The organism is Mesorhizobium sp. M7D.F.Ca.US.004.01.2.1 (genome assembly GCF_003997785.1).
Classification (GTDB): Bacteria; Pseudomonadota; Alphaproteobacteria; order Rhizobiales; family Rhizobiaceae; genus Mesorhizobium; species Mesorhizobium loti.
In genome coordinates this window covers 1-11,551 of record NZ_RZRQ01000192.1, presented here as the reverse complement: position 1 = coordinate 11,551, position 11,551 = coordinate 1, and the positions used below count along the sequence as shown (strand labels likewise).

The 11,551-nt window shown below is 63.5% G+C and carries 12 protein-coding genes; 2 read left to right on the top strand and 10 right to left on the bottom strand.

All coding sequences use genetic code 11. The annotated features are described in order from the left end of the window. Together EN993_RS22980 and EN993_RS22975 are read left to right on the top strand one after the other, a co-directional pair. The coding region (locus EN993_RS22980; protein WP_127264904.1) for an SDR family NAD(P)-dependent oxidoreductase at window positions 1-519 on the top strand (519 nt) is incomplete at its 5' end. Next, window positions 516-1,238, top strand: a complete 723-nt coding sequence (locus tag EN993_RS22975; protein WP_127264903.1) for an SDR family oxidoreductase — start codon at window positions 516-518, stop codon at window positions 1,236-1,238. The genes EN993_RS22980 and EN993_RS22975, both read left to right, overlap by 4 nt. Window positions 1,239-1,478: 240 nt before the next feature. On the opposite strand, the gene otsB is transcribed toward EN993_RS22975, so the two are convergent. From otsB to EN993_RS22920, 10 genes are all read right to left on the bottom strand, one after another. Beyond that, the gene (gene otsB / locus EN993_RS22965) at window positions 1,479-2,258 is read right to left on the bottom strand and encodes a trehalose-phosphatase (RefSeq protein WP_245468938.1); all 780 of its coding nucleotides are present in this window, start codon (window positions 2,256-2,258) and stop codon (window positions 1,479-1,481) included. Continuing rightward, window positions 2,255-4,033, bottom strand: a complete 1,779-nt coding sequence (locus tag EN993_RS22960; RefSeq protein ID WP_127264901.1) for a trehalose-6-phosphate synthase — start codon at window positions 4,031-4,033, stop codon at window positions 2,255-2,257. Before EN993_RS22960 ends, otsB begins: the two co-directional genes overlap by 4 nt. A gap of 145 nt (window positions 4,034-4,178) precedes the next feature. Continuing rightward, window positions 4,179-6,341, bottom strand: a complete 2,163-nt coding sequence (locus tag EN993_RS22955; protein WP_127264900.1) for an amylo-alpha-1,6-glucosidase — start codon at window positions 6,339-6,341, stop codon at window positions 4,179-4,181. 50 nt (window positions 6,342-6,391) lie between these two features. After that, window positions 6,392-7,453, bottom strand: a complete 1,062-nt coding sequence (locus EN993_RS22950; RefSeq protein WP_127264899.1) for a glycosyltransferase family 4 protein — start codon at window positions 7,451-7,453, stop codon at window positions 6,392-6,394. Between the two features lie 114 nt (window positions 7,454-7,567). Continuing rightward, complete coding sequence (locus EN993_RS22945) at window positions 7,568-7,945, bottom strand: DoxX family protein (protein ID WP_127264898.1); 378 nt, start codon at window positions 7,943-7,945, stop codon at window positions 7,568-7,570. A 67-nt stretch (window positions 7,946-8,012) separates the two neighbouring features. Further along, a complete protein-coding gene (locus EN993_RS22940; protein ID WP_127264897.1) occupies window positions 8,013-8,471 on the bottom strand; it encodes a carboxymuconolactone decarboxylase family protein in 459 nt (152 codons plus the stop codon). 11 nt (window positions 8,472-8,482) lie between these two features. Beyond that, complete coding sequence (locus tag EN993_RS22935; protein WP_127264896.1) at window positions 8,483-9,001, bottom strand: Rrf2 family transcriptional regulator; 519 nt, start codon at window positions 8,999-9,001, stop codon at window positions 8,483-8,485. A gap of 110 nt (window positions 9,002-9,111) precedes the next feature. Continuing rightward, the gene (preA, locus tag EN993_RS22930; RefSeq protein WP_127264895.1) at window positions 9,112-10,425 is read right to left on the bottom strand and encodes an NAD-dependent dihydropyrimidine dehydrogenase subunit PreA; all 1,314 of its coding nucleotides are present in this window, start codon (window positions 10,423-10,425) and stop codon (window positions 9,112-9,114) included. Between the two features lie 12 nt (window positions 10,426-10,437). Continuing rightward, entirely contained in the window at window positions 10,438-11,280 is an 843-nt protein-coding gene (locus EN993_RS22925) for a methyltransferase domain-containing protein (protein ID WP_109668396.1), read from the bottom strand. Between the two features lie 5 nt (window positions 11,281-11,285). Next, window positions 11,286-11,551, bottom strand: a 266-nt coding sequence (locus EN993_RS22920; RefSeq protein WP_164757764.1) for an FAD-dependent oxidoreductase, incomplete at its 5' end; no start/stop codon positions are given.

Genomic DNA, 11,551 nt, shown 5'->3' with positions numbered 1-11,551 from the left:
CTGCGCTTCGCTGTCAATTATCTCGCCGGTTTCCTGCTGACATCGGAGCTTCTCCCACTGCTGAAGGCGAGCGCTCCAGCGCGCATCGTCAATGTCGCCTCGGCGGGACAGCAGGCGATCGACTTCAGCGATGTCATGCTGACCCGCTCCTATGGCGGTGTCCGCGCCTACTGCCAGAGCAAACTGGCGCAGATTCTGTTCACTGTCGATTTGGCGGAGCAGCTGAAAGGCACCGGCGTCACCGTCAACGCGCTGCATCCGGCGAGCTACATGAACACCACCATGGTCCGGCAGGCAGGCGTGACGCCATGGAGCTCGGTCGAGACCGGCGCCGACGCCATCCTCAACCTCGCCATCTCACCCGCGCTCGACGGGAAAAGCGGCCTCTATTTCGACGGCCTGCGGGAATCCCATGCCCACGCCCAGGCCTATGACGCCAAGGCAAGGCAACAGTTGCGAGCCTTGAGCCTCGATCTTATCGGCCCGGCCTCCCCCACATCGAAGGAACAGCATTCATGACCAAGACAATCCAACATGCCGTCATCATCGGCGGCTCGTCCGGCATCGGCCTGGCGACGGCGCGCAAGCTGCTCGGCCCGGGCATGAAGGTGACCATTACCGGGCGCAACGAAGAGAAACTGAAGAGCGCGTGGAAAAGCCTTGGCGGCGCTGCCGAGAAGGCTGCTTTCGACGCCTCGAAGCCGGATGAGGTCCGCCAGTTCTTCGAGCGCCTCGGTCCTTTCGACCATCTGGTGCTTGCGGCCAGCGGCGGCAAGGGCCTTGGCCCCTTCCCGACACTTGACCTGAGCGACATCGGCAGTGGCGTCGACGAGAAAGTCCGCCCGCAGCTGTCCTGCCTGCAGGCGGCCTTGCCGACGCTGAACAAGGCCGGATCGGTTACCTTCATCTCGGCGGTCTCGGCGCAGCTCGCAACGCCCGGCGTCGCCGGCATCGCCGCCATCAACGGCATGCTTTTGACCGTGGTGCCGATCCTGGCACTGGAGCTGAAGCCGCTGCGCGTCAATGTCGTGGCGCCCGGCGTCATCGACACGCCCTGGTGGGATTTTCTGGCCGAGGAGCAGAGGCAGGCTATCTTTGCCGACTATGCCGGCAAGACGCCGGTTGGCCGCATCGGCCGTGCCGAAGACGTCGCCTCGGCAATCGCCTTTCTCGTCTCCAACGGTTTCATGACCGGTCAGGTCCTGACCTGTGACGGCGGCCTGCGGTTTGCGGCGTAACAGGCTGCTCCGGAACATAGGAATAATCAGGCGTATCAGCCCCATACAGCTTGTTGTCGATCGCTTCCTGCCAACTGGAGTCGGCATCGGACGGTGAAATGTCGGCGGCCCCGTGGCGGGAGGAGCGGGAATGAAGCCAACTTGGCGTGATCTCTCGAACCAATTGTGCAAAGCGTCCCATCGAACCGTTCCTTTCCTTGCCCTTTCCAGATGCGCGATCGGGGTGCGCTTCGGCCGGACCTAGAGCTGACTTTTCAGCCAGGCGAGCGTTTCGGCAACACCGGCCAGCCCGTACTGCGCGGTGGTATGCGCAGGTGGCTTGACCCGTATCGACAGGCCGCCGGCATCATTGACGGCCTCGAAGCCGTTTTCGTCCGAGGTGTCGTCGCCCAGGAAGACCGGGCGGCGGCCCACAAATGGCGCGATGTCCATGAAGCGCCGGATCGCGGCGCCCTTGGCGGCCTCGAGCGGCAGCAGTTCCACACCGGCATTGCCGGGAACCACGCGGTAGCCCTTTGGCAGCGTGGCCAGCGCCTGCTCGACAAGCTGCGTCGCGCGGGGAAGCAGGTGCGGGGCAGCGCGCGTGTGGATGGCCAGCACCCGTCCTTTGCGCTCGATATAGGCCCCACGACCGAGCTCGGCCTGGATCTCGTCGGCAAGCGCCGCGATATCCGCCGGCTCGCCGGCGACTTCGACGTCGTCGTCCGGCAACAGCCTGTGTTCCAGGCCATAAAGCCCGGCTGCGCGCAGCTTCAAAGGCTGAAACAGCTGATCCGCTGCCGCAACGGAGCGGCCTGTGATGAAGGCCAATGCCCCGTTCAGCTTGCGATCCAGCCCCTGCAGCAAGGAGCGAAGCTCGTCGCTGACCGAGACGGCGTCGGGGTGTTCCGCATGTTCCAGCAGCGTGCCGTCAATGTCGAGGAACAACGCCCATTCGCCAGTCAGCAAGGCCGGCGGCTTTTGCAGGCTCTCGCTGGCAATTTTTTTCAGGCTCTCGCTCATAACCAGGGTCTCGCTCATAACATTGCCACCCGTTTGCGTTCGAACATGGATACGACATTGTCGATGCCGGGCGGCCGGTCGCCAGCACCGGTTACTCGATCGAGGTCACCGCGCTTGCGCAGGCGCGCCGCGTCCAGAAGCATGCTGCCGGCCCAGCGATAGACATTGTTGTCGCGGACCATCTGCCGCATCGGCCGCATGCGCTCGCGCTGTTCGTCCGGCGTCATGGTCAGTGCCTGCAGCAACGCCTCGCTCATCATGGCCGCGTCGTAGGGGTTGACGATCAGCGCCTCCAGCAATTCGCGCGAGGCACCGGCGAATGTGCTGAGCATCAAGACGCCCTGTTCGTCTTCGCGGGCCGCGACGAATTCCTTTGCGACCAGGTTCATGCCGTCATGCAGGCTGGTGACCATGCATATGTCGGCGGCGCGATAGATCTCATAGACCTGTTCCTGCGAGTGATGTTCGGCCACCATGATCACAGGCCTGTAACCCTCGCTGCCATAACGCTGGTTGAGCTCCTCGGCATAGTGGTGGCATTCGTCGTGGAGTAGCTTGTAAGCCGGCAGCGTGCCGCGGCTGGGCGCCGCGATCTGCAGGAAAGACAGCTTTCCGATCCATTCAGGGTATCGCTTGAACAATTCGTCCAGCGCCTGAAACCGATCCAGAATGCCTTTGGTGTAGTCGAGACGCTCGACGCCTACGGCCAGCTTCACATCCGCTTTCAGTCCGAACCGGTCGCGCAGGCGGGCGCGGCAGTCATCGACATCAGGCAATTTTGCCAGCAGGTCCGCCGGCCATTCGATCGAAATGGGATAGGCGTGCACCAGCGTCGTCTGCCCGCCATAGGAGATCGCCGCATCCGCCCGCTCGATGCGGCTTTCCAGGAAGCGATCGACGCTTTCAGTGAAATTGTTGGCGTGGAACTGGGTGTGGAAACCGATGATCGAGCTGCCGAGCAGCCCCTCAAGGATGCGCTCACGCCACGGACAGATGCTGTACACTTCCGAGTTCGGCCATGGGATGTGCCAGAAGGTGATGACGATCGCCTCCGGCAGGCGCTCGCGGATCATGCGCGGCAGCAGCGCGAAGTGGTAGTCTTGGACCAGCACGATCGGCCGCTCGTTGCGCGCTTCGGCCACCACCGTGTCGGCGAACTTCCGGTTGACGGCCTCATAGGCCTCCCAGTCCGAGGCGCGAAAAATCGGTCGGGTGAAGGCGATATGGCAAAGCGGCCAGAGGCCCTCATTGGCGAAGCCGAGATAGTAACCCTGATGCTCTTCCTCCGTCAGCCAGACCCGGCGCAGCGTGTAGGACGGATGGCCGGGCGGCACCTGTACCCGGTCGTCCTGGTCGACCGTCAGACGGTCCGCGGTTCCACCGCCATAGGCGATCCAGGTGCCGCCACAGGCGCGCGTGATCGGCTCGAGCGCCGACACCAGCCCGCTGGCCGGCACCAGCAATTCGACGCCATCATCCCTGATGTTGTGGATATAGGGTTCGCGGTTGGACACCACGATGACCTGCGCCTCCGGCAGGTCGTCGGCCAGTATCTTGCGCAATGTTTCGGGCGACCACGTCACCAGCGCAGCATCGGCCGATTGACCATTCTTTTCGAATTCCCGGATCACCTTGCGCGCCGCTTCCGCGGCCACGTCTTCGCCCGCTGTATGCGCAACCGCCGGAGGTTGACTGCGGCGCTGCCGCGATAGAGAGAAGAAAACGGCAAAAGCGGAAAAACCGAGGCTCGCGAGGATTAGAACCCAGAGCAGGTCCGCACCGTAATTTGTCATGGGAATGCCAACTCACCTCCGGCCGTTCGGCGGCCGTTTTGTTCGTGTTTCCGATTTGAAACTGTCCGCGGCGACAGGGGTCGCCGTCCGGACCTGTATTTTGCAACGCACAAAGCCCGGATCGGTTCCGCCAATTTTGTTCGAATCATGTTCTGACGATGAGCGGCACCAGCCCTTCATGGCGGTCGGCGAGGAAAGCGACGACCCGGTCGCCGACGCGCTGGAAGGTGAGATCGACCACTCTTTCGCCAACGCCCAGGTGGCGAAGCGTGAGCGTGTCGATGCCGATCGGCAGCCTCGGGCGGGTAACCCGGATTTCGCCGTCCCAGCCGTCGATCTCCAGGCCAAGGCACGCCTGCATCAGCATGAAGGCGGAGCCTGCCGACCACGCTTGCGGCAGGCAGGCGACGGGATAGGCGATGGGTGCTTCGCCCGGCGCGCGGGTAAAACCGCAGAACAGTTCGGGCAGCCGCATGTTGAAATGGACCGCGGATTCGAACGTGCCGCTCATCAGGCGGACCACGCTTTCACGCTCGCCATAACGCGCCAGGCCGGCACCGCACATGGCGGTGTCATGCGGCCAGATCGAGCCATTGTGGTACGACATCGGGTTGAAGAACACGGCATCGTCGGCAAGCGTTCTCAGCCCCCAGCCGGAATGGAAGGAGGCGGAAAGAAGCTGGTCTGCGACCATCTGCGCCCGCGCCGGCTCAGGCAATCCGACAAGGAGGAGATGGCCCGCATTCGAGGTCCGCACCTTGCAGGGTTCGCCTTCGCCATCGATCGCCAGGGCGTAGAAGCCGAGATCGTCGAGCCAGAAGTCGCGTTCCACGGCCACCCGCATGGCCTCGGCGCGATCCTCCCAGTGATCGGCCTTGTCGTCCTCGCCACGGCGGCGGGCAAGCTTGGCCAGCCCCCGAAAGGCGGCAAAGACATAGCCCTGCACTTCGACCAGCGCGATCGGGCCCTTGGGAATGCGGCCATCGGCATGAAAGACGGAATCGAAACTGTCCTTCCATCCCTGGTTGGCGAGACCGGACTCGGCGGCCCGCTGATAGGTCACGAAGCCGGTCTCTCGGCCCGCCTCCTCCGTCCATTCGGCCGCGGCGCATAGCGACGGCCACAGGCTGTCGATGAACGCCATGTCACCGGTACGATCAGCATAGGCACAGGCGAGATGGATGTAGAGCGGCGTCGTATCGACGCCGCCATAGTAGCGGCCGAAGGGAAGCTCCCGCAGCGCCGCCATCTCGCCCTTGCGCGTCTCGTGCATGATCTTGCCCGGCTGCGAATCGCTGAACGGCGACGTCTCCGTCGCCTGGTGCTGGGCAAGGAAGGCCAGCACGCCCCGTGCCAGGCCCGGATTGAGCCATAGCATCTGCAGCGCCGAGATGACGCCGTCACGGCCGAACGCCGTCGAGAACCAGGGAATGCCGGCATAGGGATAGGGTCCGGTCGCAAGCTCGGTGGTCAGCAGCGCGACATCGGCACGGGCACGCTCGACCCAATCGTTGAAGACGCGACCAGAACTGTGCACCGTCGCGCCATGGCGACGCTTGGCCCGCATGCCAAAGCGCGCCCGGGCGGCAGCGGCGCGGAAACGGTCGCGATCGGGCGGCTCGGCCAACTCGGGACCAACCTCGACATACAGCACCATGCTGCTGCGCTTGGTCACGGCGAGCAGGAAATCGGCGCGGTCGGCCGTCAGCTGGTCCGGTGCTTGCGAGAACGATATCGCCGATGCGCGCGCCAGCCCGTCCAACCCGTCATAGCGCAGCAGAACGGATGTCGCGTCCATCTCGGCCACATGCGCCATCCCACGGCGCAGCCGTGTCGAGCCGCGCACTTCGAACATGTCGCGGAAATCGGCGGCAAAGTGTAGGGAAACGCCGATTGTCGAGGTTTCCCGGCTGTAGTTGGAAAGTGTGATGCGTTCGAACAGCCTGTCCTGCCACAGCAGCCTGACGCGTTCGACATGAATGGCGCCCTGCGGAATGTCGCGACCGGCGGCACTTTGCATCGGCAGATTGGTCAGGTTGGTGGTGAACAGCACATTGTCCTGGCTGAGCGAAGCGCCAAGCAACGAAGTCTGCCGGCCACCGACGGTCAGCCGGAATTCGGAGAGCACCCGTGTGTCGTCGCGGAAGAAACCGTCGCCGGCGCCGCGTATGTCGCCATAGGCATCGGCGACCGCAAAGCAGTCGCCCTGCTTGAGCGCAAACAGCCGGTGCGGCTCGCGAGGTGCGGTTGCGTCGAGCGATGCAAGCGCAACTGCAGGATCGAGCTGGCGCTCATCGAGTAGAGCCATTGGTCATAGATCCCCGTTGTTGCGGTCTTGCCGCTGGTGCACACCGCTGCTCACGACGCTTTCGCCTCGCTCGGGACGCCGATCAGCCGCGCATAGGCGGCTAGATAGTCGCCGGCCATTCTTCTGGCGGAAAACCGCTTTTCGAAAACCGCTCTCACCTTTCGCCTGTCGAGTTGCAGCAGGTCAGGCACCGCTGCGACCGCGCCATCCACCGACTCCGCGATGAACCCGGTCACGCCGTGATCGATGATTTCCGGCAGTGCACCGCAATTCCAGCCGATCACCGGCGTGCCGCAGGCCATTGCCTCGATAGCGACAAGGCCGAACGGTTCCGGCCAGTCGATCGGGAACAGCAAGCCGGCCGCCTTGCCGAGAAATTCCGCCTTCTGGTGCTCCTCGATCTCGCCGACATAGACGATGCGATCGCCGTCGATCAACGGCTCGACCACCTCATGGAAATAGGCGCGATCGTCGTCGCCGATCTTTGCCGCAAGCTTCAGCTTGAGCCCCGAGCGCATCGCGATCTCGATGGCACGGTCGGGGCGCTTGTCGCGTGAAAACCGGCCGAGGAAGGCAAGATAGGGTTCTTCCGGTGTCGCCCCGAAAGTGGGTTCGTAGATACCGGTCGGCAGTCCGTGGTGGATCGTCGCCAGCCAGTTGGCCTTGGCTAGGCCTGCCTTCTGGCTGTGCGAAATGGAAATCAGGGGAAAACGCGGGAAACGCTCATAGGTGGGCGCCAGGTCGACATAGTCCAGCCTGCCATGCGGCGTCGTCACCGTCCGCTCGGCAATGTCCTCGAAGAAGGAAAAGTGCAGGAAGTGGCTGAGGTGGAAGTGGATGACGTCAAACTCTCGCGCCCGGTCTCGCACCTGCGCCAACATCGAAAGATGTGCCGCAATCTCGGATTTCAGCGGGCGCGGGTCGAGGCGAAGGGCGCACTCCCGGCCAGCCACCAGCTTCGCGGAGGTCTGGCTGTCGCCACTGGCAAACAGTGTCACCTCATGGCCCAAATCGACCAGCGCTTCGGTCAGATACGAGACGATGCGCTCGGTGCCGCCATAGAGTCTGGGCGGCACCGATTCATAAAGCGGCGCGACATGGGCTATTTTCATATTTCATCCTGGATGCTCGGCATACAGGTGCGAAATGCGTCAACGGCTGGATTGGTTCCGATTTAATGATGGATGCCGTCGGCACCACACTGCCGAACTCGGCATGGAGCCGCATCAAGCAGACTGCGCGATCAGCGTCAGAAAACCACCGCTCAGAGCGACATTGCCGACGAAGCCATTGATACGCGAAGCGCGCTCCGGACCCTGATGGTCCCAGAAATTGTGGAACATCGGCGTGGCGACGATCAGGAACACCAGCAGCACCGTCGCAGCGAATGCCGTCCAGAGGCCCGCGATGACCAGCACACCGGCGGCGACCTGTAGGACAATGCCGAGCCACAATGCCAACCGTGACTGCGGCACGCCGCGCGCGGCCATCAGCCCGGTCAGGAAGGCCGCGTTCTGGATGTTGCGCAGGCCGGCGAAGACGAAGGCGCCGCCGAGCAACAGGCGGCCGAGAAACAACAAGGTCGAAGGCAAATCGGCAGGCATCAAACTCTCCCATAAAACAGTTGGAGCGCCGCCTTCTCGACGGCGCTCCAAAACCCAATCCGGACAATCAGGCGGCCTTGGCCGCCGGCATCGGATGAATGGCCTGGAACGGGATGCACAGCCGGTTCCAGGTGTTGATCATGCCGAGCGCTACGGACAGCTTGACCAGCTCCTCTTCCGAGAAATGCTCGAGCGTCCTTGCATAGAGTTCGTCCGGCACGCCGTTGTTGGCGATCAGGGTGACGGCCTCGGTCCAGGCCAAGGCGGCGCGTTCGCGCTCGGAAAACAGCGGCGATTCCTTCCAGGCCGAAACCAGATAGAGCCGCTGCTCGGTCTCGCCGTCACGCCTCGCCTCACGGCTATGCATCTCGACGCAGTACGAGCAGCCATTGATCTGCGACGCCCTGAGCTTGATCAGGTGCAGCAGGCTTTCCTCGAGCCCGCATTCGTCCACCGCCTTGTTGAGCGCCGACACCGCCTTCATGATCTCCGGCGCCTTGGCGAAAAATTGCAGCCTCTGTTTCATCTTGATGTCCTTTACGCTTGCTTGGTTGAACTGGATTTCTGCGGCCGCTGATGGCGCTCGACGAAGGCGCAGCTCGCGACAAGCGATCTGGGGTCGCCTTCTGCCGCGTAAGTGGCCACGATATCCGACAGCTTTGCCTCGGCGAGTGCGGCGCGATAAGCCCGTTCGGCCTTCAGCATCGCGGCATTGATGCCGCAGGGTTTAACGTAGGCCGAGGCGTCGAGCCTGACCGGACCGTTGCGGCGGATTTCGCCACAGCGAAAAGCCGGCTCGCGCCCTTCGACCGCCAGCACGATATCGAGCAGCGAAATCCGCTCGGCCGGCCGCGCCAGCCGGTAGCCGCCGGCCGGTCCCGAGACCGATTCCAGGATGCGCGCCGCGCTCAGCATGTTGAGATGCTTCAGCAGATAGCTTGGCGACAGGCCAAAGGCCTCCGCCATGGCAGCGCCCGCCATGGTGCTGTTGCCTTCGACGCCGGCCAGCATGGCGGCGCAGTGGATGGCTGCTTCAACGCCCTCGCCCAGCTTCATTGTGTTGGTCTCCAATTCATGGATATCTCTTATCGTGGATAATTTTTATCTGCAATAAGAAAATGAAAAACGGCGCCCGAAGGCGCCGTTTTTTCGTTGAGCGCCGGCCCCTACTCCGCCGCTACCTTGGCCATCGGATTGTTCGGGTGCGTCGTCCAGTTGGCGTAGATCGGCGACACCGGCTTGCCGGTGCGCTGGTCCATCACGCCGGCGGCCAGCGGCTCCATGGTGATGCAGTTCTCGACCGGGCAGACATTGACGCACAGATTGCAGCCGACGCATTCAGCCTCGATCACTTCGAAGTGCCTGACGCCGTCGACCATGCTGGTGATCGCCTGGTGCGAAGTGTCCTCGCAGGCGATGTGGCAGCGGCCGCATTTGATGCAGGCGTCCTGGTCGATACGCGCCTTGGCGATGTAGTTGAGGTTGAGATATTGCCAGTCGGTGACATTGGGCGTGGCGCGGCCGACAATGTCGTCCAGCGAGGCATGGCCCTTCTCGTCCATCCAGTTTTCCAGGCCGGCGATCATTTCCTGCACGATCTTGAAGCCGTAGGTCATCGCCGCCGTGCACACCTGCACATTGCCGGCGCCGAGCGCCATGAATTCGGCCGCGTCGCGCCAGGTGGTGATGCCGCCGATGCCGGAGATCGGTAGGCCGTGGGTTTCAGGATCGCGCGCGATCTCGGCCACCATGTTCATGGCGATCGGCTTCACCGCCGGGCCGCAATAGCCGCCATGCGAACCCTTGCCGTCGATGGTCGGCTGGGGCGCGAAGCTATCGAGATCGACGCCGGTGATCGAGTTGATGGTGTTGATCAGCGACACGGCGTCGGTGCCGCCAGCGTGTGCCGCGCGCGCGGGCTTCCTCACATCGGTGATGTTGGGCGTCAGCTTGGTGATGACAGGCATGCGGGTGTTCTGCTTGCACCAGCGCACGACCATTTCGATGTATTCCGGCACCTGGCCGACGGCGGCACCCATGCCGCGCTCCGACATGCCGTGCGGGCAGCCGAAATTGAGCTCGATGCCGTCGGCCTCCGTCTCCTCGACCACCGGCAGGATCGCCTTCCAGGCATCCTCGACGCAAGGCACCATCAGCGAGACTACGATGGCGCGGTCGGGCCAGTCCTTCTTGACCTGCTTGATCTCGCGCAGATTGACCTGCAGGTCGCGGTCGGTGATCAGCTCGATGTTGTTGAGGCCGAGCAGGCGGCGGTCGGCGCCCCAGATCGCGCCATAGCGCGGGCCGTTGACGTTGACCACCGGCGGACCTTCCTCGCCCAGCGTCTTCCACACCACGCCGCCCCAGCCGGCCTTGAAGGCGCGGATGACGTTGTAGGCCTTGTCGGTCGGCGGCGCCGAGGCCAGCCAGAACGGATTTGGCGATTTGATGCCGACGAAATTGTTGCGGATGTCTGCCATGACAGGTCCCTTTCAGCCGAGACGAAGGAGCAGTTCGACGGGTGCGAGAATGCCGCCTTCAAGCGCGGCGGTGATATTGGCGACCTTGGTGCGGGCGTCCTCGCCCATGATGAGGCCGACGCCGGGCGGCGGCTTCCTGCCTTCCGCTTGCGCGGCGGCCATTCGAGCACGTATTGTCGCGAAGAACTCGACGGCAAAAGCGCCGCGTGGCCGTTCAGCGGTCACCGAGAACCCCGCGGCGACTGCCGCCGAGCGATAGTCGTCCGGCGTAGCGACGAAGGACATGGTTTCATCGGACGCCCATGGCAACGGATAGGTCAGCGCTCCGTCCTTCAGCCGCATGACATCGTAGACGGCGAAGACACCGCCCGACCGCAACACGCGGGCAGCCTCGCTCATCAGCTTCGGCTTGTCGGGAAGGTTCATGCCGACATGCAGGATCATTGCCGCATCAAAGCTGGCATCGGCGAATGGCATGTCCAGCGCGCTGCCTTGCACGAAGCGCGTCTTGTCGGCCAATCCGGTTCGCTTCGACAGGCTGGTGGCGATATCGACATAGCTTTGCGTCAGGTCGATGCCGGTAACATCGGCGCCGATGCTGTTCGCGACAAAGCGGGCCGGACCGCCGACACCGGATCCGATATCGAGAAGCTCGGCCCCTGGCTTCAACCCCATCCGATCGATGAGTTCCCTGGTGGCGGCGACACCGCCAATATGGAATTCGTCGACCGCTTCGAGATCGCCGGCACGCAGATGGGCAATTTCCACGCCGGTATCGGCGAGCGCGGCAAGGATCCGCTGCTCTAAACCCGATATGTCGTAGTGACGGGCGATGCCCGGTTCCACCGTAGCCATGATCCCTATCCCTGCGTGAGACTCCTGTTGATGCTCTCCGCCGCGTCGCGGCCTTGCGCCACGGCCGAGACGGTCAGGTCGTCGCCGCCGAAGATGCAGTCGCCGCCGGCCCAGACTTTCGCCAGCGAGGTGCGTCCTTCCGCATCGACCTTGATGCGGCCGGCTTCGAGGTCGATCGACGCACCGCTGCCGTTGAGCGCGGCCGGCACAAAACTCTGGCCGATTGCCTTGAACACCTGGTCGGCGGTGAGCGTCAGCATCTCGCCGGTGC